Below are 24,769 nucleotides of genomic sequence, written 5' to 3'. Positions count from 1 at the left end.
CCAGAGAATCCCGGCAAACTGTGCTGATGGAACAGGCTGGAGCGGTCACCGTGGCGGGCATTCTCGAACAGACCACCCGATTCGGGGTGCATCACGTCGCCGGGCCGCTGACCACCACCAAGCCCTCCGGGGTCGAGATCGTGGCCTTCGACGACCTGGCCGAGGCCACGCCCGGATGTCTGGTGGTGGCTGCGCTGGCAGACGGCCGCCCGGTGCGTTCCTACCAGGTCGACATCGCCGTGCGCCGGGCCATCGCCGCTGGTAGCGCCGCCCTTCTCCTGATCGGCGAGGTGCCGGTGGCGCACACCGTGCGGGTACTGGCCGAGCGGGCCGGCCTGCCCGTGCTGACCGGCCCCGCCCCGGCCTCCGAGCTGGCCGTGGCCATCGACCGGATCCTGCGCGGCGGGGCCGCCGAGGCGCTGACCCGGGCCGGGCGGGCGATCGAGCTGGCCGGCCAGGCCGCGACCCGCGACTCCGGCACGGTGCTCCAGGTCGCGGGCGCCGCGCTCGGCGTGACCCTGACCCTGGCCGACGACCCCTCGGTGACCTGGGCCGAACCCGACGCCGTCTGTGTCGGCGAGGTGCCGGTGGGCCGGCTGGTCACCGACCAGCACGACTCCGCCACGGACATCGCCCTGCCGGTGGTCGCGGCGCTGCTCTCGCGCGCGGTGCAGCGCGAACTGGCCGACCGTTTCGGGCCCGCGCGCTCGCGGGCCGACCTGATCATCGAGCTGGTCTTCGCCGACTCGGCGCGGCTCGACGGGTTCGCGACCGAGGCGGTGCGGGCGGGTCTGCCGCTCCAGCTCTCGCACGCCGTGGCCTGGCTCACCCCGACCCCCGCCAGTGGTGAGAAGCGTCGTCCTCCGGCCGTTCTCGCCCAGGCCCTGGAACTGCGCACCCTGCAGATCACGGAGAGCCGGGACGAGCTGTGGCACCTGGCGGTCTTCCGGGACGACGCGATCGTGGTGGCCTCCGAGGAGATCGGGGCCCCCGACCACCAGCGCCGGCTGCGTGAGGTGGTGGAGGACGTGGTCGCGCACGTCTCGGGCGACGGCTGGACCTACACGGCCGGGCTGGGGACACCGGCCGTGGGGGCGGCCGGGATGCGGCAGTCGGCGACGGAGGCCCGGATCGCGGCCGAGACCGCGGTGGCCGGCGGGCGGGCCGGCAGCATCACCGTCACCGACGTCACCGGGCTGCGCCGGGTGCTGCTGGACTTCTACGCCTCACCGCTGAGCCGGGCGCTGCTCGACGACATCCTCTCCCCGCTGGACGAACTCGGCCCGGAACGGGCGACCGAGGCGATGCTCACCCTGCGCGCCTACCTGGGCCATCGCAACTCGCTGGCCCGGGCCGGGGCCGAGCTGAACCTGCACCCGAACGCGGTCAACTACCGCATCCGCCGGATCGAGAAGACCCTCCGGCTCGACCTGGGCGACCCCGACGTTCGGTTCGCCGTCGAGCTGGCCTGTCGGGTGCGTTTGATCGCACCTGGGCGGTAACGACTTTCGGTTCAACTATGGACGAGCGGCGCACCTTGCGCGCTATGGTTCGGCGCAACGGGCGGCTGCTCTGGCCGACCCGATCGAGTGAACCCCCTGTGTCGCAAGGAGTGTCACGATGCCGGTATCCCGGTCCGGCCGGGCCGAGATCTACTACGAGACGATGGGCGCTCCCGACAGCCCTCCGCTCGTCCTGATCTCCGGTCACGGAGCCCAGCTCGTCAGCTTCCCGGAGGGGTTCTGCGATCAGCTCGCCGCCGCCGGTCTGTGGGTGATCCGTCTCGACAACCGCGACACCGGCCTCTCGCAGATGTTCGGCGGTCCGGAGGATCTCGACGGCGGGTACGACCTCGACGACATGGCGAGCGACGTGCTCGCGGTGCTCGACGACCTGGGCCTGGACAGCGCCCACGTGCTCGGGCAGTCGATGGGCGGCTTCATCGCCCAGTTGCTGGCCCTCGACCACCCGGAGCGCGTGCGCAGCCTGACGCTGCTCTACACGATCCCCGGCAAGGACCCGGCACACCTGATCGGCTCGCACGACGGTGCCGCCTTCGCCCAGCCGCAGAAGCGGTGGCCACGCGAGGACACGATCGAGGGCTACACCGGACTGCTGAGGTTCCTCGACGGCGACGGGTACCCGTTCGACGAGGACGAGGCGCGCGCCGTGGCGGCCCGGGCCTACGACCGGGGCTACCGGCCCGACGGGGTGCCGCGGCAGTGGGCCGCGATCCTGCGGGCGCCGAGCCGCACCGAACGCCTGCACACGATCACCGTTCCGACGCTGATCCTGCACGGGCGTAACGACCCGAGCCTGCACTGGCGGGCCGCCGTCGACATGGCCGCGCTGATCGACGGCGCCGAGGTGCACGTCTACGCGGGCATGGGCCACTCGATCCCCCGCGAGCTGTGGCCCGAGCTGACCGCCACGATCCACCGTCACACCGGGAGGGCCTGATGGGCTTCGACACCGATCACCTGCTGCCCAACCTGGTGGCGCTGCGCCGCCGACTGCACGCCACCCCCGAACTGGGGCTGCACCTGCCGCAGACCCAGGCGACCGTGCTGGAGGCCCTGGCCGGGCTCGACCTGGAGATCACGACCGGCGTCGGGCTCAGCTCGGTGGTCGCCGTGCTGCGGGGCGGCCGGCCCGGGCCGGTGGTGCTGCTGCGCGGTGACATGGACGGGCTGCCGATCGTGGAGGACACCGGCCTGGACTACGCCTCGGGCAACGGGGCGATGCACGCGTGTGGTCACGACCTGCACACCGCCGGGCTGGTCGGCGCGGTGAGGCTGCTGCACGAGCGCCGGGCCGAGCTGCCGGGGACGGTCGTGTTCATGTTCCAGCCCGGTGAGGAGGGCTTCGCCGGCGGCCGGATCATGCTCGAGGAAGGCCTGCTCGACGTGGCCGGTGAGACCCCGGTGGCCGCGTACGCGATCCACGTCGACAGCGCCACGCCGCGCGGGCTGTACGTCACCCGGCCGGGCCCGATCATGGCCGGCGCCAGCGGGATGAAGCTGCGGGTGCTGGGCGCCGGCGGGCACGCGGCCTTTCCCCAGGAGGGGGTCGACCCGGTTCCGGTGGCGGCCGAGATCGTACTGGCCGTGCAGAGTTTCGTCACCCGTCGAATTGCGGTGGCTGAGCCGGCGGTGATCTCGGTGACCCGGCTGGCCAGCAATTCGCTGGCCGGCAACGTGATCCCTTCCATGGTCGAGATCGACCTGAACATCCGCACGCTGTCGCGCACGACGCTGGACTTCGTGCAGGCCGAACTGCCCGCCCTGGTGACCGCGCTGGGAGCCGCACATCGATGCCCGGTGGAGGTGGACGTCATCAATTCCTATCCGGTGACCCACAACGACCCGGACGAGACCCAGCGGGTGCTCGGGTGGCTGGAGGAACTCCACGGCACCGAGCACCTCCAGGTGCTGCCCGCCCCGGGGATGGCGTCGGAGGACTTCTCGTACGTTCTCGAGAAGGTGCCGGGAACGCTGGTCTTCCTCGGTGCCCGGGCCGGCGAGGACCACGGGCCGTCCATGCACTCGCCCGCGGCGGTGTTCGACGACTCGGTGCTCGGCGAGCAGGCGGCGACGCTGGCGGAGCTGGCCTGGCGGCGCCTGGCCATGTAAGGCAAGCCTGAGTGCAGTGAAAGTTCTTGTTTGGCAGAAGTTTCAGTCCGTACCTACGCTTTGGGGGCGCAAGGGTCTTCGTGACCTGCCGGGTGGGGCGGACGAAGGAGTCACCACATGCACCGTTCACTGCTAGGTCTGGCCGCGATCGCCGTACTGCTGGCGGCCTGCGGTGGTCCGGCCTCGTCCGACAGTAGTTCCGGCACGGGAACTCTCACCGCCGTGATCGGGTACGGCAACAACCAGAGCTGGGACCCGACGCAGACCGCGTCCGCCTTCTCGATGGCTGCCTTCACCAACGTCTACGAGCCGCTCGTGGCCGGTGACCCGATCACTCGCGAGCCGGAGGTCGCCCTGGCGGCGGTGCCGGACGAGGTGGACGGCACGACCATCACGTTCCAGTTGCGCGAAGGGGCGAAATGGTCGGACGGGAAACCGGTGACGGCCGACGACGTGGTGTTCACCTACGACCGCATCCTCGATCCGCAGGAGAACGTGCAGCTGCGGGCCTTCTTCTCGGGCTGGCTGGACAAGGTGGTGGCCAAGGACGACTCGACGGTCGAGTTCCGGCTCAAGCGTCCCTTCCGGTATGCGCTGAACCGGGTCGAGACCGCGATGATCCTGCCGCAGCACGTGTTCGGCGGGAAGTGGGAAGAGGCGGCGGCCGGTAAGACGGTCGGGTCGGGGCCGTACGAGATCAGTGAGCAGGCCGCGCTCGACCACACCACCTTCGTGAAGAACGACCAGTACAACGGCGATCATCCGGCGCAGTACGACTCGATGGTCTGGAAGTCGATCGTCGACGCCGCACCGCGCGTGGCGGCGGTGTCGGGGGCCCGGCCGCAGGCGCAGATCGCCGACAACATCCCGCCGGCCAACATCGATCAGCTGCGTAAAGACGGTCGTGAGGTCGAGGCGGTGCAGGGGCAGAACAACGTCTTCCTGATGTTCAACACCCAGAAGAAGCCGTTCGACGACAAGCGTGTGCGGCAGGCGCTGCATTACGCGATCGACGCCGACAAGGTCGTCGCGGTCGCGCTGAAGGGGCAGGGGGTGGCGGCCACCTCGTATCTGAACCCCGAGCTGGAGGCATACCAGAAGGCGTCCACCGACTACGCCTACGACCCGGAGAAGGCCGAGCAACTGCTGAAGGAGGCCGGGGTCAGCGACCTGAGCATCACGCTGGGCTCGACCAACACCTCGCTGGTGGCCGACACGATCAACGTGATCAAGGAGGGCTGGGACGCGGTCGGGGTGAAGACCACACTGAACGCGCAGGACACCAAGGCCCTGTTCTCGAAGCTCGACGGCGGTGAGGACTATCAGGTGGTGGCGGCCTCGGGGAACCCGCAGCAGTTCGGCAACGACCCCGACCTGATCGAGCGCTTCTACTACAGCCCGGCCTCACTCTGGTCGTCCACCTACGCGCGGTTCCAGGGGGCCGACGCCGACGCGCTGTACGCCCAGATGGACAGGGCCGCGTACGCGAAGGACGACGCGACGGCGAAGAGCGAGAACAAGAAGGTGCTCGACGCCATCGCCGACGAGGCCGTGCTCTACCCGGTGGTGTTCACCCGGCTGGTCACGGCCTGGGTGCCCGACCGGCTGGGAGACGTTCAGGCCCAGGGCTATCCGGGCATCAACGTGCTGCGGTCCCAGCGGATCGACACGAAATGACCGTGGTGGCGCGGATGCTGGCTCGGCGTCTGCTGCTGTTCGTACCGCTGGTGCTCGGGGTGATCCTGTTCGTCTTCGTGGTGATGCGGTTCGCGCCGACCGACCCGGCGCTGGCGGCGTTCGACGGGGGCAACGCGACGGCCGGGCAGCTGGAGGCGTTCCGCGAGGCGAACGGGCTGAACGACGCGCTGCCGGTGCGTTACGTGCACTTCGTGATCGACCTGCTGCACGGGGATTTCGGCACCTCGATGATCACTCGCCAGCCGGTGCTCGACACGATCCGCACAGCGCTGCCCCTGACCGTGCAGCTGACGGCGCTCGGCATCGTGATCGCGCTGAGTGTGGCCACGCTGCTGGGGGTCACGGCGGCGGTGTTCCGCGACCGCTGGCCCGACCAGCTGATCCGCCTGGTCAGCCTGGTCGGGGTGGCCGCCCCGCCGTTCTGGGTGGCGCTGTTGCTGATCCAGTGGCTCGCGGTGGGCCGGGGCATCTTCCCGACCGGGGGTTACGTGAATCTCTCGGAGGGGCTGCGACCCTGGCTCAATGCCCTGGCCCTGCCCGCGGTCTCACTGGCGCTGCCGGTGGCGGCCCAGATGACGCGGATCATCCGCACCTCGGTGGTGGAGGAGCTGGACAAGGACTACGTGCGCACGGCCCGGGGCCTGGGTCTGCCGCCGCTGGTGGTGGTCGGTCGCAACGTGCTGCGCAATGCCCTGGTGAATCCGCTGACGGTGCTCGGCCTGCGCATCGGTTACATGCTCGGCGGAGCGGTCGTGATCGAGACGATGTTCGCGTTGCCGGGCATGGGGCAGAACATGATCCAGGCCGTCGGCGACGGTGACACGGCCAAGGTGCAGGGCTTCGTGCTCACCATCGCGGTCGGGTTCCTGGTGGTGAACCTCGTGGTCGACGTGCTCTACCTGATGGCCAACCCCCGATTGAGGACGAACTCGTGAGGTTCCGTGCGGGGCTGGCGGTTCTCGAGCGGCCGGGGATCCGTTTCCGTCGGCTCGGCCGGGCGTCCTGGCTGGCTCTCCTGGTGCTTCTGCTCCTGGTGGTGCTGGCGCTGCTCGCCCCTCTGATCGCGCCCTACAGTCCGAACGAGATCAGCGCGGACACCGGCGGACCCTCCGGTGCCCACTGGTTCGGGGTGGACGACAGCGGCCGAGACGTGTTCACCCGCCTGCTCTACGGCACCCGCTGGTCGCTGGCCATCGGGCTGCTCGCCACCCTGTTCGCGCTGGTCTGCGGGGCCGTTCTGGGCGCCTTCACGGCCACGGCCGGTCAGGCGGTGGACGAGCTGGTGATGCGGGTGCTCGACGTGGTCATGGCGTTCCCGGGCATCGCTCTGGCGGCGGTGCTGGTCGCGGTGTTCGGCCGCGACATCCCGGTGCTGATCCTGGCCATCGGTTTTCTCTACGTGCCGCAGGTGACGCGGGTGGTGCGGGCGAACGTGCTGGCCCAGTACGCCGAAGACTACGTGGCGGCGGAGAGAACCATCGGGGCACGGCGGTTCTACACCCTGACCCGGCACGTGGCGGTGAACTGCGCGGCGCCGGTGCTGGTTTTCTGTACCATCCTGGTGGCCGACGCGATCGTGTTCGAGAGCTCACTGTCGTTCATCGGTGCGGGTATTCAGCCGCCCGACCCGTCGTGGGGCTCGGTGCTGGCCGACGGGAAAGACCTGGTGCTGATCGGTGGCTGGTGGGCCACACTCTTCCCGGGCCTGCTCATCCTGATCACCGTGCTGTCGCTGAACCTGCTGGCCGAGGGGGTCTCGGACGCCTGGGCCGCTCCTTCGGCGCGGCCGCAGGCGCAGCAGGCCGTGGCGGCCGATGTCGCCCGGGCGGCCGCGCAGAACGTTGCGCCGGTGCTGCCCGACGATGCATTGAGGACGGTGGGGGCCCGTCTGCGCGGACGTCACCGGGATCTCTCGGCGGCCGAGGTGGTGCTCGACGTGCGGGGGCTCTCCGTCACCTTCCCGGCGCGGCACCGGGGAAACTCGGTGGTGCAAGACATCTCGTTCAGAGTGCGGGCGGGGGAGGTGCTCGGGCTGATCGGTGAGTCGGGGTGTGGCAAGTCCCTGACGGCGCTGTCGGTGATGGGTCTGGCGCCCTCGGGGGCGGTCGTCTCCGGGGTGATCGATTTCGACGGCCACGACCTGCTGGAACTGCCCGCCCGGGAGCGGCGCCGGCTGATGGGCCGCGAGATCGCCATGGTCTATCAGGACGCCCTCAGCTCGCTGAACCCCGCGATGACCGTGAAGAGCCAGCTCAAGCAGGTGGTGCGACGGGGCGGCAAACGTACTCCGGCGCAGTTGCTGGAGCTGGTCGGGCTGGAGCCGGAGCGCACCCTGCGGGCCTATCCGCACGAGCTCTCCGGCGGTCAGCGGCAGCGGGTGCTCATCGCTCTGGCGCTGTCGCGTGAGCCCAAGTTGATCATTGCCGACGAACCCACGACCGCTCTCGACGTCACCGTGCAGGCGCAGGTGATGGAGCTGCTGCTGCGCCTGCAGTCCGATCTGGGTTTCGCCCTGGTGCTGGTGTCACACGATCTGGCCCTGGTGGCCGGGCACACCGACCGGGTGGTGGTGATGTACGCCGGTCAGGTGGCCGAGACTGCCCTGACGGCAGATCTGATCGCTGCCTCACGACATCACTACACCCGTGGGTTACTGGCCTCGGTGGTGTCGATCGAGCAGCAGGAGCAGGTGCTGGCCCAGATCAAGGGCGTGGTGCCGTCACCGGCAGACTTCCCCGGCGGTTGCCGCTTCGCCGACCGCTGTCCCGCGGCCCAGGAGAACTGTTCGGTGGAGCGGCCCGTTCTGCGCGGCGACGGCGAGCATCTGGTGGCGTGTCACTACCCGGCCGAGGTGACCAGATGACCGACCTGATGCACCTACGCGACGTGTCTGTCGTCCATAAGATCCGCGGTGAAGGGCTTTTCGGAAGCGCGGCGGTGCACGCCCTGACCGGGGCGACCCTGACCATCCGGCCCGGTGAGACGGTCGGCGTGGTGGGTGAATCCGGTTGCGGCAAGACCACACTGGCCCGGGTGCTGGTCGGGTTGCAGCGACCGAGCGCGGGAGAGGTGAGTTTTCGGGGGAAGTCGCTGTGGTCGATGTCGGCCCGGGAACGGCGCCTGACGTTCGGGGCCCACATCGGCACGGTGTTCCAGGATCCCTCCACCGCGCTGAACCGGCGAATGTCGGTGCAGCGCATCATCGCCGACCCGCTCGTGGTGCATCAGCGGGGTTCTCGCGCCTCGCGGGCCGAACGGGTGCGGGAGCTGATGGATCTCGTCGGGCTGCCGACGGCGGTGGCCGACGCCCTGCCCTCCCAGCTCTCGGGCGGTCAGCGGCAGCGGGTGGCGATCGCCCGGGCCCTGGCGCTGGAACCGGCGCTGCTGGTGGCCGACGAGCCCACCTCCGCGCTGGACGTGTCGGTGCGGGCGCAGATCCTCAACCTGCTCGACGTGCTGCAACGAGAACTGGGCCTGGCCATGGTGTTCGTGTCGCACGACATCCAGACCGTGCGCCGGATGTCCGACCGCATCGTGACGATGTACCTCGGCCGGATCGCCGAGGAGGCCCCGGCGACGGGCGTGTCGCGACACCCCTACACGCACGCCCTGTTCGCCGCGACCCCGCGTCTGCTTACGGCCACCGAGCCAATCCCGTTGCGGGGCCGCGTGCCGTCGGCGACGAATCCCCCGTCCGGATGCAATTTTCGCACCCGCTGCTGGCGGGCGACGCCGGAGTGCGGCGAGGCCCTGCCCCCGTTGACGGTGGAGGAGCCGGGCGTCAGCTACCGCTGCCTGCATCCGATGGCAGACGAAGATCAGTTCTAGACCTCAGCCGCCGGCGATGGTCTCGAAGCGTTCCCGGAGTTCTTCGCCCGACCAGCCGTGCATCAGGCAGAGCAGGAGCAGGAGGCGGGCCTTCACACCGGTGAGGTGGCCGCCCCACAGCAGGCCGCGGCCCAGCAGGTCGATCTCACCACCCGGATAGCCGTACGTGTGACGCAGGGTCGGGCCCGTTCCGGCTCGACTGCACAGGGCGACCGGCAGGTCGCAGGCGACCACGGCGTCCACTGCTCCGGCCGTCACATGACCCCCACCCATGCCCTCCAGCACGACACCCGCATAACCGAACCCCGCCAGCCCGGGCAGGAGGCGCAGGTCGTCGTCCACGCCGGTGCTGATGAGGGCCACGGCCGGGAGATCGGACGGCAGCCCGGGCACCGGCAGGGTCGGCGCCGGGCTCGCGGACAGCGGCAGGTGCGCCTGACCCTCGCGCACCAGGCCGAGCGCGCCCCAGGGCGAGGCGGTGAAGGCGTCCGTGTGCACGGCGCTCTCCTTGCGTACGGTGCGCCCGGCGAAGATCCGGTCGGCGAACACCACCAGCACCCCCCGGGCCTGCGGCGACGCGGCCACGTGGACCGCGGCGACCAGATTCGCAGCACCGTCGGCGCCCGGGGTGTCCCGGTCGCGCATGGCCCCGGTGATCACGACCGGGCGGTGGGTTCCGGCGCCGAGCACGTCGAGGAAGAACGCGGTCTCCTCCAGCGTGTCGGTGCCCTGGGAGACGACGATGCCGGAGACGTCCTCGGTGCTGCGGATCAGCTCCAGCAGGGCGAAGAGGTCGGCGAGGCCGAGTGAGGGGGAGGGCAGCAGCCGGAACTCGTGCGGCACGACCTGCACGTGGGGCAGCCAGGGGGCGAGCTGGGCGGCCAGTTCGTCGGCGCCACTGCGGGGAACCACACCGGTGGTCCCGCCGTCGGCCGAGGAGCTGATCGTGCCACCGAGGGTGATCAGTAGAACCTTCTTCACAGGGGTCAATCTGAGGCCCACTGGCCCCTCCCGTCGAATCGGGCACCGACGGGCGGAACGGGGTCCTTACGGACGGTCCGGCGTTCATCACCTGAAGTCACCTGAAGCCAGCTGAATGCCTCGTGTTCATCAGTGAAATGAGACACCGCATGACCGCTGCACCTAGCGCCGACTTTCGTTGCCAGAGCTTTGTGGTGCGCGTGAAACTGGCGAGAGCGCTGATGCGTACGGACGCGTTCATTCGGCGAAGGCGCGTCCGTGACACTGGTTTCTGTCTTGACGGGGTGCGGCGGTGACGAGTCAAGTTGTCGAGTCTGGCTTTAGTGGAAACGGTTTCGGTTCGCTCGGGGGCATCACGGTGTTCCGGGTGCACGAGAGCGAGTGGCGGGTGCTGCGGGAGGCCCGGCTGAAGGCTCTGGAGACCTCTCCGGAGGCGTTCTGCGGGAACTATGCGCGGGAGCGGCTGGTGCACCGGCGGACCTGGCGGCGCCGGGCCCACGAGCAGCAGTGGACGGTGGCGAGATCGGGCTCGCGGATCATCGGGCTGGTGGGGATGCTCGACGAGCCGGACCGGGAGGAGGGGCCGCTGGAGACCCGGTGCATCGAATCGGTGTGGGTGCACCCCGACTTCCGCCGGCGGGGACTGGTGCGGCTCATGCTCCAGGGGATCGAGGAGCAGGCCCTGCGTCAGGGGGTGGGCACGCTGATTCTCTGGGTGCTCGAATCGAACCGCCCGGCCTGGGAGGTCTACCGCCGGCTGGGCTACCGGCCCACCGGCCTGTTCCAGGACATCGCGGCCGGTGGCCGGCTGGAGGTCGAGCACCGGCTGAAGAAGGTCCTGACCTGAGGTGAGGATGGCCGCGTGCCGTCTCCGGGCGCGCGGCCCGTCCGCCCCTCAGGAGTCTTTCTGCCGGGCCCGGTAGGCCCGCACGTTGGCCCGGTTGCCGCAGGTGGCCACATCGTGCCAGGACCGGCTGTTGTTCTTCGACCGGTCATAGAAAACCGTTGCGCAGTCCGGGTTCTGGCAGCGTTTGAGGCGGCGGAGCAGATCTTGTTCCTGGGCCCGGAACAGTTCCAGGGCCACCGCCGACGAGATCCAGCCGATGCCGGTGCCGCCGGGTGATGCCTGGACCCCGTCCGGCCCGGCCGTCACGGTCACCGGGGACTCCAGCACCGGGACGTCGCTCTCACCGGTGACGAGACCGTAGAGCTGGTCACGGACCGTGGCCAGACCGGCCAGGTCCACGTCCCGGAGCTGGATCCTCGCGGCCTTCTGCCCCGGATTCACGGCCTGCCAGTCGTCCAGCACCCCGTCGAGCCATTCCTGCGCCGTGCCGGTCTCGTCCAGCAGGTCGATCCGGTAGATCAGCGGGCCCTGGGTGTTGAGCAGTTCCTGGGTGAGCAGCAGCGAGTCGGGGGCGACCGAGGTGGACAGTCGTTCTGTCGCAGCGAATCCAGGCATCCTCAGCCTCCTTCCCGGGCGCTGGAGACCTCACACCATAGCGAGCGCCTCCGGCGGCCCGGTCAGCGCGCCCTTGGCGAACCGGCTCACGTCGTCCGCCAGGTACTCGGTGTCGCCGGCCAGGATCGCCGCGACCGTGCCCCGGGCCACGTCGGCCGGGTCGATCTTGGGCACGTCCAGGGCCGCGGTCATGTCGGTCTTCGCGTAGCCCAGGTGCACGCCCAGCACCTGCGTGCCGGACCTGGCCAGGATCGGGCGCAGCGAGTTGGTCACCGACCAGAACGCCGCCTTCGAGGCGCCGTACACCCCGGAACCCGCGATCCAGCTCAGCACCGAGTGGATGTCGACCAGCGCCCCGCCCCCGTTCGCGGCCAGGATCGGCGCGAAGACCTGGGCCACCCGCAGCGGACCGAACACGTTGGTCTCGAACACCGCCCGGGTGTCGTCGGGGCTGATCTCGGTCAGGCCCGCCGGGGCGATCGTGCCGGCGTTGTTGATCACGATGTTCACGTCGGGCGCGGCCTCGGCCAGACGCAGGATCGACTGCTCGTCGGTCACGTCGAGGGGGAGCGGGACCAGCCGGGGGTCTTCGGTCGGGGTGGGCTGCCGGGCCGTGACGTAGACCTTGGCCGCGCCCTCGTCGAGCAGAGCCTGGGCAAAGGCTTGGCCCAGCCCGCGCTGTCCGCCGGTGACCAGTGCGACTGCGCCCTTGACGGTGGTCATGTGGTGCTCCTTCATCGGTGCTTGGTAAGTAGTAAACATGGAACACCTATTACCGAGTCGACTGCAAGAGGCAATCGTGTTTTGGTTCTGTTGATAAATGAGGGACGCGGGTCACGAGCGATCGCGAAGGCTGGGTTGGGCAGGGGTTGAGTTCGTGGAGGCCGACCAGGCCGAGGTCGCGGGGGCTCTAGGCCATCGGGGTGCGGGGTGCCGGTCATGGGGTGCCGGGGCTCGGCCAGTGACCCACTGGCACAGTGACCCACTGGCACAGTGACCCAGGGCCGGTTGCACGTCGTCCATCAAGTGGTCGCTTTTGTGTCACTTGCCGGTGTCTTCGTGGCCCCCGGCAGCCACCAGCCTGAGATTCATGCCCAACCATTTCTCCCGGCGCGGTGTTCTGCGCGGTGCCGCCGGCGTCGCCGGCCTGGCCGCCACCAGCGGCTTCGCCTCCCCCTCGTTGATCACCCGGAATCGGGCGGCGCTCACGCACGGCGTGCAGTCCGGCGACGTCACCGCCGACAGCGCCGTGGTCTGGACCCGCTCCGACCGTCCCGCCCGGATGTTCGTGCAGGTCTCGCCCACCGGCCGGTTCGCCGAGCACAGCCGTACCTACCGGGGTCCGGTGCTGACGGCGAAGAGCGACTTCACCGGGCGGGTCGATCTCACCGGTCTGCCCGCGGGGGAGGACGTCACCTATCGCGTGGTGCTCGGCGAGCCGGACTCGCACCGCGCGGTCGGGCAGCACGTCGACGGTCTGCTGCACACCGCCCCGCGGCGCTCGCGTGACGTGCGCTTCCTCTGGAGCGGCGACCAGGCCGGGCAGGGCTGGGGCCGCAACCCCGATCTCGGCGGGTTCCCGATCTACCGGGCGATGCGGCAGCGGAATGCGAACTTCTTCCTGCACTCCGGCGACTCGGTCTACGCGGACGGCCCGATCACCGGCGATGTCACCCTGCCCGACGGCCGGATCTACCGGAACGAACTGGAAGAGGCCAAGTCCCACGTCGCCGAGACGCTCGACGACTTCCGCGGCGCGCACCGCTACAACCTGGGTGACGCCGGGATGCGGGCCTTCCTCGCGCACACCCCGCTGGTCTGCCAGTGGGACGACCACGAGGTCAGCAACAACTGGTACCCGGGCGAGATTCTCGACGACGCGCGCTACACCGAGAAGAGCATCGACGTGCTCAAACGCCGCGCCTACCAGGCGTGGACCGAGTACCAGCCGCTGAGCTCGAAGACGGTGAAGGAGCACCAGATCTACCGCAAGGTCTCCTACGGCCCGACGCTCGACATCTTCATCCTCGACATGCGCACCTACCGCAACGCCAACACCCCGGGCCGGGAATCGGGCGGCATTTCCGCGGACGGCGGCATTCTCGGCGGCGAGCAGGCCCGCTGGCTGGTGCGGGAACTCCAGGCCTCGAAGGCGACCTGGAAGGTGATCCAGTCGGACATGCCGATCGGCCTGGTGGTGCCGGACGGCACCGACATCGAGGCCGTGGCCCAGGGAACGGCCGGCGCGCCCCTCGGCCGCGAGCGCCAGATCGCCTGGATCCTGCGGGAGATCAAGCGCCGCAAGATCGCCAACACGGTGTGGCTGACCGCCGACGTGCACTACACCGCGGCCCACCACTACGACCCCTCCCGCGCGGGGTTCACCGACTTCGACCCGTTCTGGGAGTTCGTCAGCGGCCCCCTGCACGCCGGCGCGTTCGGTCCCAACGCCCTGGACTCCACCTTCGGCCCGCAGCAGGTCTTCGCCGCCACCCCGCCCCGCGCGAACACCTCCCCGCTGGAGGGCTCCCAGTTCTTCGGCGAGGTCGAGATCGACGGCGATTCGAAGGATTTCACCGTTCACCTGCGCGACATCGAGGGAAAGTCGCTCTGGTCGCAGACCCTGAAGGACGCGAAAAGGTAAACCCCAAAACCTTCCGTGATCATGCAAAACCTCCCCGGCGTTCTAGAACTGTGATCAGGAGAGTTCTAGAACGCTGGGGAGGTTTTGCATGATCACGAAGGGTTCGGGGGACACTTTGCATGATCACGGAGGGAGGGGCGATGGTTTGTAACACGGGCGACTTAGCATGACCCTCGTGCTCGCCCCCGGAACCGCCGCGCTGCTCGCGCTGGCCGATCAGCGTCTGCCCAGTGGTGGGCACGTGCACTCGGGGGGCGTCGAACAGGCCATCACCGACGGGCTGATCACCGGGGTGCAGAGCCTGGAGCGCTTCCTGGAGCGCCGCCTGCGCACGACCGGCCTGGTCACCGCGGGTCTGGCCGCCGCCGCGGCCACGATCACCACCCCCGGCCAGCTCCAGCGCCTCGACCGCGAGGCCGACGCCCGCACCCCCTCGCCCGCCCAGCGACTGGCCTCCCGGGCCCAGGGGCGCGGGCTGCTGCGCACCGCCAAGGCCACCTGGGCCGCCCCCTCCACCACGCTGAGCTGGACCGATCTCGGCCCCCGGCCCCATCACCCGATCACCCTGGGCTGCGCCTGCGCGGCGGGTGGAGTGACCCCTCAGGGGGCTGCGCTCGCTGCCGCCTACCTCTCGGTCAGCGCGCCCTCGACCGCGGCCCAGCGGCTGCTCGCGCTCGACCCGGTGACGGTGGCGGCCGTGACGGTCCGCCTCGGCCCCGCGATCGAGCAGGTCGCGGCGGTGGCTGCCCACAACCTCGAGTTCGAGCACCTGCCCGATGATTCCGACCCCCTGCTGGATCTGCTGGCCGAGCGCCACGCCGCCCGAGAGGAGCGCCTCTTTGCGTCCTGACCTGTATCTCTCCGACTCCGCCGACGGTGGGGCCCGGCTGGGCGTGCCACGCCCCGCGGCCCTGCCCCACGAGCTGCCCGGCGAAGACCCGCACGAGCACCGGGCCGGTCCCGGCCGGCTCTCCGGTGAGCACGGCCCGCTGCGTGTGGGCATCGGCGGCCCGGTCGGCTCGGGCAAGACCGCGCTGGTCGCGGCCCTGTGCCGGGTGCTGGGCGAGAAGCTTCAGCTGGGTGTCGTCACCAACGACATCTACACCACCGAAGACGCCGACTTCCTGCGCCGCAACGCGGTTCTGCCCGACGAGCGCATCGTTGCCGTGCAGACCGGCTGCTGCCCGCACACGGCGATCCGCGACGACATCACCGCGAACCTCGACGCCATCGACGACCTGGTCGAGCGCCTGGCCCCGCTCGACCTGGTGCTGGTCGAGAGCGGCGGCGACAACCTCACGGCGTCGTTCAGCCGGGGCCTCATCGACGTGCAGATCTTCGTGGTCGACGTGGCCGGTGGCGACAAGGTGCCGCGCAAGGGCGGCCCGGGCGTCACCACGGCCGACCTGCTGGTGATCAACAAGACCGACCTGGCCCCGATGGTCGGCGCGGACCTGGACGTGATGAGCGGCGACGCGCACAAGGTACGGGGTGACAAGCCGGTGGTGCTGCAGTCGCTGCGCGAAGACCCGGCCGCCACCGACGTGGCGAACTGGGTGCTGGCCCAGATGGCGCGCGTGCCCGCCTAGATGGACTCCCGGATCCAGATCGTCGCAGTTCACCGGCGGGGCCGCACCGTCATCGAGTCTGTCCGCGGCGGTGGCCATTTCGCTGCCCGGCAGACCGGTGAGGGAGAGATCCACCTGGTCGGCATCGCGGCCGGCCCGCTGGGCGGTGACCACGCCGTCATCGATGTGCACGTGCGGGCCGGGGCCCGGCTCGCCGTGCGCAGCGCGGGCGCGACGATCATCCAGCCCGGGCGCCTGCGGCCGGACTCGGTGATCGAGCTGAACCTGCGGGTGGACGACGACGCGCAGCTCGACCTGGCCACCGAGCCGACCGTGGTGTGTCACGGTGCCCGGCACGAGAACCACACCACGCTGACCCTTTCCGGCTCCGGTCAGGCTCGCGTGGTGGAACAGGTGCTGCTCGGCCGGGCCTACGAGGGGCCCGGGGAGTGGTCGGGCCGCACCGTGCTCACCCGCGACGGCGAACCGCTGCTGAGGCACACGCTGCGCTCGGCCGTGGTCGCGGTCGGGGGCACCCGGGTGATCTCGACGCTGGTGCGCACCGGCCTGGAGAAGCCGGAACCGGCCACGCACGGCGACGCGGTCGCCCTGCCCCTGGCCGGCGGTGGCCTGCTGGCCACCGCGACGGGCGCGGACCTGCTGCCGGTACAGATCGATCTGCTGGCGGCGGAAGCTATCTCGTGGAGGGCTGCTGCGGCTGACGTCGCGGCGGCTGCTTCTTCCGGTTCGGGTAGCTGAGGATCGCGATCGCCGAGACGGCCATGATGCTGCCGCCGATGAGCCAGGGCCAGATGCCCCCGGTCAGCTTTCTGCCACCGGACGAGCCCGACGAGCCGGACTCCGCTGAAGCGGCCGCGGCCGTCGAGGTAGCCGTAGGAGTGGCGGTGGCGCCCGGCGACCCACTGGCCGTGGGGGTAGCGCCGACCACGGTGTCGTCCGTGCCCACGCTCAGGGTCTTACCGGGCGTGGGCTTGACCCCCGTGTACCGGTAGATCTTCATCTGCGTGATCGTGAACGCCGCCGGCAGCTTGGTCTTCGAGCTCGGCTTCCCGGTCAGCTCGTCACCGGTGGTGGTGGCCATGCTGATCCAGCGCGAGCCCTTGTACGACTTGGTGGAGTAGAAGATCTCCTGGCCGTCCAGCCGCACCAGGAGATGCTTGGGCGCCCACTCGATCGTGTAGGTGTGGAACTTCTTGTCGGCGAAGTTCCGCTCGGAGAAGGCCTGTTCGGAGCTCTTGCCGTAGCCGTTGCTGACGTAGGCGGTGTCCTGGTCCGGAGCCAGCAGCTCGATGCTGGTCAGCGCGTTGCTGCTGTCTTTCGACGGGGACAGGGTGATGTAGCTGTTGATGCCCTTGCCCGCGGGCACCTTGGCCTTGATCTCGAACTTGCCGTAGGTCTGGCCCCAGCTCCAGCAGCCCACGCCGCCGGTGGTGTACGGCTGGCCGTCGGTCTTCTTCTTCTCGACCTCCAGCTTGAGCTCACCACCGCTCATCACGGCGTTGCTCTCGGACCAGGCGCTGTTACCGGCCGTGTACTCACCGGAGTACTTCACGCAGCCGTCAGGCAGGGTGGAGCCGTTGAAGTTGACCTCGCTGTGCAGCGTCCAGCTCGACTTCTTGGCCGCTACCGGGGTCGTGGCACTGGCGGCGACAGCCGGCGCGCCTGCCATCACGGTTGCGGCGAACATCGCCGCGGCGGCCGCGAGGTAGCTCTTGCGCCTCATGCCTGCCTCTCAGAATGGTTCGGGAGTCGCTGTACCTTACGCGCCATTCCTGTCACATGAAGAACCGCCGGTCGGGTGACGCCCGCCCGGGTGACGGGGCCATGCCGCTGACCAGCCACACCACCCTCCTGCCGATACAAGCCCCCGGCAAGGGCAGCATGCGGTCCGGTTTCGGGGAGGGTCTGTGGCACGGGCGGAAAATGGTGGACGACGTTCTCGCCCGGTGGGGAGGAAGAACCGTTCCACACTCGCGGCCGCGTCGATCGGCCTGGCCGCCGTGGCCGGCGGCCTGTTCGTCACGGGGGCGCTCGACCCGGTGGTGACCGACGTCATCGCCCTGGCCACCCCGGACCAGCCGGAAGGACTCAAGGCGGGCAAGGTCGCCGACTGGATGTACTACGAGGACGTGCCCGAGTGGTCGTCCGTGCGCGGGGTGCCCCAGGTGGCCCGCCCGACCGCACCGGCGCAGCCCGGCCGGCCGGCGATCGCACCGCCCGAGCATCCGCACCGGTTCATCTTCTCCGGCCCGCCCCCGATGCCGACCTACAAGCTCGAGCCGCGCGACGACTGCATGCAGCCGCACAACCCGGTCTCCATCGCCCACAACTACGTGGTGAAGGCCATCGGCAACGGCTCCGTCTCGGTGCGCTGGTGGGACATGGGCGACCCGGACACCCAGCGGTACGAGGTGGTCGCGGTGCCCCAGTACGTCAACCAGTTCGACTACTCCAAGCCCAGGGCCGATCCGCCGAAGACCTTCACCACGGTGAAGGCGGCGAAGGGCTGCAAGCAGATGAGCACGACCGTCACGAACCTCACCGTGGGCGCCTCGTACACTTTCTCCCTGATGGGTATCAACAAGTCCCCGCTGAACGGGCGCGTCTACTCGATCACCCGCGCGGCCAGTGAGGTCATCAAGATCACGTGACCAGCTGGATCGTCATCGTGGCCGTGATCGTGGGCCTCTACGCCCTGAGTTGCCTGCTGATGGTGGTCCTGGCCCACCGCCTGCCGCCGGGTCTGCTGAAAGACCTGGCCGGGTTCCTGCCCTCCTGCGTCACCGCCGCCCGCCGGCTGCGACAGCACCCCGACGTGCCGCGCCGGGCCCGGGTGGCCCTGCTGGTGGCCGTGCTGTGGGTGCTCTCGCCCATCGACCTGATACCCGAGTTCCTACCGATCATCGGCCCCCTGGACGACGTGGTGGCCGTGGTGCTGCTGCTGAGGTACGCGGCCCGCAGCATCCCGCGTCCCGTGCTGCTGGAGGCCTGGCCCACCGATCCGCGTCTTCTGGAAAGACTTCTCGGCAAGCCCGCGGTGAGCCCGTGAAACAGAAGGCACTGCCCTGGCTGATCCTGCTGGTCCTCGTTGTCATCATCTCCGCACTGCTCGACCTGGCCGGCCTACCCTCACCGGTACTGTTCGGCGCACTCGTCGCCGGCCTGGGCTACGCGCTGATCGCACCCCGCACCCCGGCGGTCCCCGGTTTCGCCTTCACCACCGGCCAGGCGATCCTCGGCGCGGCGATCGGCAGCACGCTGGAGCCGAGCACCATCACCGCCCTGGGCGCGGACTGGTTCCCCGTGCTGCTGTCCTGCCTGGCCACCCTGCTGCTGAGCGTGGCGGCCGGCTTCGTGCTCACGATCAAGCCCGGAATCTCCACCGCCACCGGCGTCTTCGCCATGATCGCGGGCGGGGCCTCGGGTATCGTGGCGATCTCGCGGGACCTGGGCGCCGACGACCGGGTGGTCGCCGTGGTGCAGTACCTGCGGGTGCTGATCATCCTGCTCGGCATGCCACTGGTGGCGCAGGTGGTGTTCAGCCCCGAGCCGGCCCCCGGGATCTCGTTCCTTGTCGCGGAGAGCGTGGAACCGGCACACGGTGGGCTCGCCATCGCCGCCCTGGCCCTGGTCATCGGCCTGCCCCTGGCCCGCTTCGTGCCGATGCCCGCGGGCGCCCTGCTCTTCCCGCTGATCGTCGCCGCGGTCCTGGCCGGCACCGGCACGATCACCGCGACCGTGCCGAACTGGCTGGAGAACGTCGGTTTCGCCCTGATCGGCCTGCAGGTCGGTCTGCGCTTCACCCGGGAGAGCCTGAAGGCCGTGGCCTCGGTGCTGCCCCTGGCCGTGGCCGCGATCATCGGCCTGATCGTGGTCAGCGCGGGCCTGGGCGTGGCCCTGGCCCACGCCACCGGCCGCACCCCGCTGGAGGGCTACCTGGCCACCACGCCGGGCGGTCTCTACGCGGTGCTGGCCACGGCGGTCGGCAGCGGGGCCGACGTCACGTTCGTGCTCATGGTGCAGGTTGCCCGGTTGTTCGTGATGCTCTTCTGTGCCCCGCTTCTGGCCAGACTGCTTGCCGGACCCCGGACGTAGGGTGTTCGGCCCAAGCCGGGGCCAACCTCGTTCGGACCACCCAGTAGTCACTAGCGTCACAAGCATGTTCAGAAGACTCGGGGGAGTCACGGCGCTCGTCGCCGGACTGGCCCTCACCCCACTCACGTCGGGCAGCGCGCACGCCGCCCCGTCCGGTTCCGAGAGCGGCAGTCTGAGAACCGCCGCCGCCACCTGCGCCTACACGCCGAGCACCCTGGTGCTGGGGGCCGATCCGCGGTCCGTGAAGTTCGCGGTGCCCGACGCCGCGGACTGGCGGGTGCGCATCCCCGACCTGGCGGTCGACTCCCGGCCGGGTTTCCAGGTCAAGCATTTCGAGCCCAAGGACTACAAGAACTCCGACGCCGGGCTGCACCAGGTGGCCATCAGTCGCGACGGGGAGAGCTGCGCGGCGAAGTTCCGGCTGCTGCGCCCGAGCATGCTCACGCTGGTCGTCGTGCACAACCACCCCTACCGCTACATCGGCGGCCAGCTGGTGCGCACCAACTACGGCACCGGTGCGGCGCGCAGCCCGATGCCGGGGGCCCGGGTCGCGATCCAGTACCTCACCAAGGACGGCTGGGTGACGGCGAAGTACTTCACCACGAACAAGAAGGGCATCTTCATCGGCAAGCTGAAGGCGCCCAGGCGCACCTGGCGGGCGATGCTCGAAAGGACGAGCACCACGGCCGCTTCCGTCTCCCACTCGGCCAAGACCGAGCAGGAGTACAAGGACACCGCTCAGTAGAGGAAGCTGCCCGGTAGCAGAGGGAAAGTCAGGACACCCTGACTTTCTCTCTGCCGACCGACTCGAGCACCTGCGTCCTCAATTCACCGCAGCTCAGAACATGAAGTACCGCTGGGCCATCGGCAGCGAGGTGGCGGGCTGCTCCTCCCAGACCGAGCCGTCGATGCGCACCGTGAAGGTGTCGGGGTCGACCTGGATGTCGGGCGTGGCCGTGTTCTGCGGCATGTCGGCCTTACCGCGCTGCCGCACGTTCTCGACCGCCACCAGGCGCCGGTCCACGTTCAGCCGGCCGGCCAGCCCGTCGTCGATGGCCTGCGGAGCCACGAAGTGAACGCTGGTGGCCGCCGCGACCCTCGGCGCCGCACCGAACATCGGGCGCGGCAGGATCGGCTGCGGGGTCGGGATCGAGGCGTTCGCGTCGCCCATCTGGGCCCACGCGATCATGCCGCCCTTGAGCACCACCTGCGGGCGAACGCCGAAGAAAGCCGGGTCCCAGAGCACCAGGTCGGCCAGCTTGCCCTTCTCGATCGAGCCGATCTCCTGCTCCATGCCGTGGGCGACGGCCGGGCAGATCGTGTACTTCGAGATGTAGCGCCGGGCCCGCAGATTGTCGTTCTCCACGTCACCCTCGAGCAGCCCGCGCCGGGACTTCATCACGTGCGCGGTCTGCCAGGTGCGCAGCACGACCTCGCCGATGCGGCCCATTGCCTGGGCGTCCGAGCCGATCATCGAGATCGCGCCGAGGTCGTGCAGCAGGTCCTCGGCGGCGATCGTGCTCGGCCGGATCCGGGACTCGGCGAACGCCAGGTCCTCGGGGATGCTCGGTGACAGGTGGTGGCAGACCATCAGCATGTCCAGGTGCTCGGACAGCGTGTTGATCGTGTGCGGCCGGGTCGGGTTCGTGGACGAGGGCAGGATGTGGCCGTAGCCCGCGACCGTGATGATGTCCGGTGCGTGCCCGCCGCCCGCGCCCTCGGTGTGGTAGCTGTGGATCGCCCGGCCGTTGATCGCGGCCAGGGTGCTCTCCACGTACCCGGCCTCGTTCAGGGTGTCGGTGTGGATGCTGACCTGCACCCCGCTCGCGTCGGCCACGGTGAGGCAGGCGTCGATCGCGGCCGGGGTGGTGCCCCAGTCCTCGTGCAGCTTGAAACCGGAGGCCCCGGCCCGCAGCTGCTCCCACATCGCCTCGTGCGACACGGTGTTGCCCTTGCCCAGGAGAGCGACGTTGACGGGCTGGCCGTCCATCGCCTCGAGCATCCGGGCCATGTACCAGGACCCGGGCGTGACGGTGGTGGCCTTGGTGCCCTCGGCCGGGCCGGTGCCGCCACCGATCAGCGTGGTGATGCCGTTACCCAGCGCCTCGGGCACGATCTGCGGGCAGATGAAGTGCACGTGGCAGTCGATGCCACCGGCCGTGAGGATCTTGCCGTTGCCCGCGAGGATCTCGGTGTTCGGCCCGACCACCAGATCGGGGTGCACGCCGTCCATCGTCTCGGGGTTGCCGGCCTTGCCCAGGGCCACGATCCGGCCGTCGCGGATCCCCACGTCGGCCTTGATCACACCCCAGTGGTCGAGCACCAGCGCACCGGTGATCACCAGGTCGGGTGTGCCCTCGCCGCGGGTGGCGCGGCCCTGGCCCATCGACTCGCGCAGCACCTTGCCGCCGCCGAACACGGCCTCCTCACCGGCCCGGCCGGGACCGCCGCAGCGGTCTTCGGTGGGGGAGATGACCAGGTCGGTGTCGGCCAGGCGGACCTTGTCGCCGACGGTGGGGCCGTAGAGCTGGGCGTAGCGGGCGCGGGAGAGGTCCAAGCTGTTCAGCCTTCCTGATCCAGGGTGCCGGGGGCGGGCAGGCTCAGACCGGGAACGACCCGGGAGCCCGCGATCGGGACGAGGGTGACCTCACGGTCGACGCCGGGCTCGAACCGCACGGCGGTGCCGGCGGCAATGTCCAGCCGCCGGCCGTGGGCGAGTTCCCGGTCGAACTCCAGGGCCCGGTTCGCCGAGGAGAAGTGGAAGTGCGAGCCGACCTGCACGGGCCGGTCACCGGTGTTCACCACGCGCACGGTGGTGCGGGGCGCACCCTCGTTCAGGGTGATCGCACCGTCGGCGGGAATGACCTCACCAGGGATCACGTCAGCTCCTCAGATGATCGGCTCGTGCACGGTCACGAGCTTCGTGCCGTCCGGGAAAGTGGCCTCGATCTGGACCTCGGCCAGCATCTCGGGCACCCCGTCCATCACGTCGGCCCGGGTCAGGACCTCGCGGCCGGCCTGCATCAGATCGGTGACCAGGCGCCCGTCGCGGGCTCCCTCGAGGATGAACGAGCAGATGATCGCGGTGGCCTCCGGATGGTTCAGCCGCAGGCCGCGGTCCTTACGCCGCCAGGCCAGATCGGCTGCGTAGGAGAGCATCAAGCGTTCTTGCTCGTGCGGGCTCAGCTGCATTCCGGGATCCGCTCCGATCTTTCACGTCCTGTTACCGGTGCCGCACGATACTGATCTGTTGTTACATCTACGAGCACATCGTCCACAGAAAACTATGTGAAGCTTGAACTTGTTCTGGATCGTGGCTGGTGGGCCGGTAGCGTTGCCGCGAGCTTTCCTGTGTGAAGTCCGGAACCCCGGCGCTTCGCCGACCGTCAGCAACATGTCGACGCCCAGTCCCCCGAGAGGCACGCAACCGTCATGACCAACGCCAGGAAATCCCGGCAGGCGACCGCGGACAAGGCAGCGAAGCTCCGCGCCGAACAGGCGGCGAGTGAGCGCCGGCGCCGTTTCGCCCTGACCGCAGGGGCCTTCGTGATCGTGATCGCGGTGGTCGGCGGTGGTTTCGCCGTCATCAAGGCCGCTCGCGACGACAGCGCCAAGGTCGCCGCCACCAAGCTCACCGGTCTGAAGGAATACAAGGACCTGACGCAGAACCACGTCTCGACCCCGGTGACCTACGCCCAGACTCCGCCCGTCGGCGGTGATCACAACCCGGTCTGGCTGAACTGCGGCATCTACGACGCGCCGGTGCAGAACGAGAACGCGGTGCACGCGATGGAGCACGGCGCGGTCTGGATCACTTACCAGGAGAAGCTGCCGAAGGCCCAGGTCGACGAGCTGAAAGACATCGTCGGCAACCAGACCTACATGGTGCTCTCGCCGTACAAGGACCTGCCCAACCCGATCACGCTGTCCGCGTGGGGTCTGCAGCTGTCCGTCGACACCGCGGACGACCCGCGCATCGAGAAGTTCATCAAGGAGTACAAGCAGGGCAAGCAGACCCCCGAGATGGGTGCCGCCTGCACCGGTGGCGTCGGCGAGCCGACGGGCTGATCCCTGATGGCGACGACGGGAGAGCCCGGTCCGGCCGAGGCCGGAGCTCTGGAGGACGACGAGCCGACGGACGAGCCGGACACGGACGACGAGCTGGACAGCTCGCCGTCCTCGTCCGGCGGTTCCTGGCTGACCGGGCGCACCTTGGTGCGGATGGCGATCGCCGGGCTCGCCCTGCTGGCCGGGATGGTGCTGCTGGTGTCGTACGTGCAGGGCCCGGCCACGCCGTCCGACAACTCGGCGGCGGCCGGGCTGGCCCGCGACATGATCGACCACCACGCCCAGGCGGTGGACATGGCGACGATCGTGCAGCGCCGCACCCAGGACGACGACATCCGGTACCTGACCACCGACATGGCGCTGACCCAGTCCAGCCAGATGGGGCAGATGCAGGGCTGGCTCAACCTCTGGGGCCTGTCGATCGGGCGCACCGGGCAGCCGATGCAGTGGATGCAGGGGCACGAGGCCGAGCACGAGCTGTCCGGGATCGCCTCCGACGACACCCACGTCGACGAGAACGGCCTGATGCCCGGCATGGCCACCCAGAAGCAGGTGAACGAACTGCGCTCGCTGCCCACGAAGCAGGCCGACATCCTGTTTTTGCAGCTGATGATCAAGCATCATCAGGGGGGCGTGACGATGGCCCAGGCGGCGCTGAAGCTCACCGACGAGCCGGTGGTGGTCAACCTCTGCAAGACCATCGTGAAGGGTCAGCAGGCCGAGATCACGCTGATGCAGAACATGCTCAGTGAACGGGGGGCCACGCCTTAGG

General features: G+C 69.6%; 25 protein-coding genes. 18 read left to right on the top strand and 7 right to left on the bottom strand.

Features of this window, described 5'->3' with window-relative positions; all coding sequences use genetic code 11:
- Positions 1 to 26: 26 nt before the first annotated feature.
- The 7 genes from LR393_RS22580 (at position 27) to LR393_RS22550 (ending at position 9,158) form a co-directional block, all read left to right on the top strand.
- Positions 27 to 1,502 carry a PucR family transcriptional regulator gene (locus LR393_RS22580; protein WP_231486141.1) on the top strand — a complete coding sequence of 492 codons (1,476 nt, stop codon included), beginning with the start codon at positions 27 to 29 and terminating at the stop codon, positions 1,500 to 1,502.
- 118 nt (positions 1,503 to 1,620) lie between these two features.
- Positions 1,621 to 2,460: an alpha/beta hydrolase gene (locus tag LR393_RS22575; protein ID WP_231486140.1), complete on the top strand. Its 840-nt coding sequence runs from the start codon at positions 1,621 to 1,623 to the stop codon at positions 2,458 to 2,460.
- Complete coding sequence (locus LR393_RS22570; protein WP_231486139.1) at positions 2,460 to 3,632, top strand: M20 metallopeptidase family protein; 1,173 nt, start codon at positions 2,460 to 2,462, stop codon at positions 3,630 to 3,632. Before LR393_RS22575 ends, LR393_RS22570 begins: the two co-directional genes overlap by 1 nt.
- A gap of 117 nt (positions 3,633 to 3,749) precedes the next feature.
- The gene (locus tag LR393_RS22565; RefSeq protein WP_231486138.1) at positions 3,750 to 5,309 is read left to right on the top strand and encodes an ABC transporter substrate-binding protein; all 1,560 of its coding nucleotides are present in this window, start codon (positions 3,750 to 3,752) and stop codon (positions 5,307 to 5,309) included.
- Positions 5,306 to 6,265 carry an ABC transporter permease gene (locus tag LR393_RS22560; RefSeq protein ID WP_345718829.1) on the top strand — a complete coding sequence of 320 codons (960 nt, stop codon included), beginning with the start codon at positions 5,306 to 5,308 and terminating at the stop codon, positions 6,263 to 6,265. The genes LR393_RS22565 and LR393_RS22560 overlap by 4 nt, the downstream gene beginning before the upstream one ends.
- Positions 6,262 to 8,193, top strand: a complete 1,932-nt coding sequence (locus LR393_RS22555; RefSeq protein WP_231486136.1) for a dipeptide/oligopeptide/nickel ABC transporter permease/ATP-binding protein — start codon at positions 6,262 to 6,264, stop codon at positions 8,191 to 8,193. Before LR393_RS22560 ends, LR393_RS22555 begins: the two co-directional genes overlap by 4 nt.
- Positions 8,190 to 9,158, top strand: coding sequence for an oligopeptide/dipeptide ABC transporter ATP-binding protein (locus LR393_RS22550; protein ID WP_231486135.1), 969 nt, complete (start codon positions 8,190 to 8,192; stop codon positions 9,156 to 9,158). The genes LR393_RS22555 and LR393_RS22550 overlap by 4 nt, the downstream gene beginning before the upstream one ends.
- A 3-nt stretch (positions 9,159 to 9,161) precedes the next feature.
- Here LR393_RS22550 and LR393_RS22545 read toward each other — a convergent pair whose 3' ends face one another.
- Positions 9,162 to 10,139, bottom strand: a complete 978-nt coding sequence (locus tag LR393_RS22545; RefSeq protein ID WP_231486134.1) for an asparaginase — start codon at positions 10,137 to 10,139, stop codon at positions 9,162 to 9,164.
- A gap of 292 nt (positions 10,140 to 10,431) precedes the next feature.
- Between LR393_RS22545 and LR393_RS22540 the strand changes: the two genes are divergently transcribed.
- Positions 10,432 to 10,986 (top strand): GNAT family N-acetyltransferase, encoded by a 555-nt coding sequence (locus LR393_RS22540; protein WP_231486133.1) that lies wholly within the window; start codon positions 10,432 to 10,434, stop codon positions 10,984 to 10,986.
- 48 nt (positions 10,987 to 11,034) lie between these two features.
- On the opposite strand, the gene LR393_RS22535 is transcribed toward LR393_RS22540, so the two are convergent.
- Positions 11,035 to 11,601 (bottom strand): CGNR zinc finger domain-containing protein, encoded by a 567-nt coding sequence (locus tag LR393_RS22535; RefSeq protein ID WP_231486132.1) that lies wholly within the window; start codon positions 11,599 to 11,601, stop codon positions 11,035 to 11,037.
- 30 nt (positions 11,602 to 11,631) lie between these two features.
- Positions 11,632 to 12,324: an SDR family oxidoreductase gene (locus tag LR393_RS22530; RefSeq protein ID WP_231486131.1), complete on the bottom strand. Its 693-nt coding sequence runs from the start codon at positions 12,322 to 12,324 to the stop codon at positions 11,632 to 11,634.
- A gap of 367 nt (positions 12,325 to 12,691) precedes the next feature.
- On the opposite strand from LR393_RS22530, the gene LR393_RS22525 reads away from it, so the two are divergent.
- From LR393_RS22525 to LR393_RS22510, 4 genes are all read left to right on the top strand, one after another.
- Positions 12,692 to 14,245, top strand: a complete 1,554-nt coding sequence (locus LR393_RS22525) for an alkaline phosphatase D family protein (RefSeq protein WP_231486130.1) — start codon at positions 12,692 to 12,694, stop codon at positions 14,243 to 14,245.
- 166 nt (positions 14,246 to 14,411) lie between these two features.
- Positions 14,412 to 15,095 carry an urease accessory protein UreF gene (locus LR393_RS22520; RefSeq protein WP_269327690.1) on the top strand — a complete coding sequence of 228 codons (684 nt, stop codon included), beginning with the start codon at positions 14,412 to 14,414 and terminating at the stop codon, positions 15,093 to 15,095.
- Between the two features lie 61 nt (positions 15,096 to 15,156).
- A complete protein-coding gene (gene ureG / locus LR393_RS35605; protein ID WP_407937342.1) occupies positions 15,157 to 15,834 on the top strand; it encodes an urease accessory protein UreG in 678 nt (225 codons plus the stop codon).
- Positions 15,835 to 16,572 carry an urease accessory protein UreD gene (locus LR393_RS22510; RefSeq protein ID WP_231486128.1) on the top strand — a complete coding sequence of 246 codons (738 nt, stop codon included), beginning with the start codon at positions 15,835 to 15,837 and terminating at the stop codon, positions 16,570 to 16,572.
- Here LR393_RS22510 and LR393_RS22505 read toward each other — a convergent pair.
- Positions 16,508 to 17,557, bottom strand: a complete 1,050-nt coding sequence (locus LR393_RS22505) for a glycoside hydrolase family 16 protein (protein WP_231486127.1) — start codon at positions 17,555 to 17,557, stop codon at positions 16,508 to 16,510. The two genes, LR393_RS22510 and LR393_RS22505, sit on opposite strands and share 65 nt — an antisense overlap.
- A gap of 223 nt (positions 17,558 to 17,780) precedes the next feature.
- On the opposite strand from LR393_RS22505, the gene LR393_RS22500 reads away from it, so the two are divergent.
- From LR393_RS22500 to LR393_RS22485, 4 genes are all read left to right on the top strand, one after another.
- The gene (locus LR393_RS22500) at positions 17,781 to 18,485 is read left to right on the top strand and encodes a hypothetical protein (RefSeq protein WP_231486126.1); all 705 of its coding nucleotides are present in this window, start codon (positions 17,781 to 17,783) and stop codon (positions 18,483 to 18,485) included.
- 59 nt (positions 18,486 to 18,544) lie between these two features.
- Positions 18,545 to 18,883 (top strand): YkvA family protein, encoded by a 339-nt coding sequence (locus LR393_RS22495; RefSeq protein WP_269327719.1) that lies wholly within the window; start codon positions 18,545 to 18,547, stop codon positions 18,881 to 18,883.
- The gene (locus tag LR393_RS22490) at positions 18,880 to 19,929 is read left to right on the top strand and encodes an AbrB family transcriptional regulator (RefSeq protein ID WP_231486124.1); all 1,050 of its coding nucleotides are present in this window, start codon (positions 18,880 to 18,882) and stop codon (positions 19,927 to 19,929) included. Before LR393_RS22495 ends, LR393_RS22490 begins: the two co-directional genes overlap by 4 nt.
- Positions 19,930 to 19,993: 64 nt before the next feature.
- Positions 19,994 to 20,674 carry a hypothetical protein gene (locus LR393_RS22485; RefSeq protein ID WP_231486123.1) on the top strand — a complete coding sequence of 227 codons (681 nt, stop codon included), beginning with the start codon at positions 19,994 to 19,996 and terminating at the stop codon, positions 20,672 to 20,674.
- Between the two features lie 93 nt (positions 20,675 to 20,767).
- Here LR393_RS22485 and LR393_RS22480 read toward each other — a convergent pair whose 3' ends face one another.
- From LR393_RS22480 to LR393_RS22470, 3 genes are read right to left on the bottom strand one after another with little or no spacing between them, the layout of a single operon-like run.
- Positions 20,768 to 22,486 carry an urease subunit alpha gene (locus LR393_RS22480; protein ID WP_231486122.1) on the bottom strand — a complete coding sequence of 573 codons (1,719 nt, stop codon included), beginning with the start codon at positions 22,484 to 22,486 and terminating at the stop codon, positions 20,768 to 20,770.
- 5 nt (positions 22,487 to 22,491) lie between these two features.
- Positions 22,492 to 22,809, bottom strand: a complete 318-nt coding sequence (locus LR393_RS22475) for an urease subunit beta (protein WP_231486121.1) — start codon at positions 22,807 to 22,809, stop codon at positions 22,492 to 22,494.
- Positions 22,810 to 22,818: 9 nt separating this feature from the next.
- Positions 22,819 to 23,121 (bottom strand): urease subunit gamma, encoded by a 303-nt coding sequence (locus tag LR393_RS22470; RefSeq protein WP_231486120.1) that lies wholly within the window; start codon positions 23,119 to 23,121, stop codon positions 22,819 to 22,821.
- Between the two features lie 240 nt (positions 23,122 to 23,361).
- Here LR393_RS22470 and LR393_RS22465 point away from each other — a divergent pair, with 240 nt between their 5' ends.
- Both LR393_RS22465 and LR393_RS22460 read left to right on the top strand, forming a co-directional pair.
- Entirely contained in the window at positions 23,362 to 23,997 is a 636-nt protein-coding gene (locus LR393_RS22465; RefSeq protein WP_231486119.1) for a DUF3105 domain-containing protein, read from the top strand.
- Positions 23,998 to 24,003: 6 nt separating this feature from the next.
- Entirely contained in the window at positions 24,004 to 24,768 is a 765-nt protein-coding gene (locus tag LR393_RS22460; RefSeq protein ID WP_231486118.1) for a DUF305 domain-containing protein, read from the top strand.
- The last annotated feature ends 1 nt before the right edge of the window (position 24,769 follow it).

This window comes from Kineosporia mesophila (genome assembly GCF_021129235.1).
In the GTDB taxonomy this organism is placed as follows: Bacteria; Actinomycetota; Actinomycetes; order Actinomycetales; family Kineosporiaceae; genus Kineosporia; species Kineosporia mesophila.
Note: the sequence above shows the minus strand (reverse complement) of the source record. Positions and strands in the feature narration are given on the sequence as shown.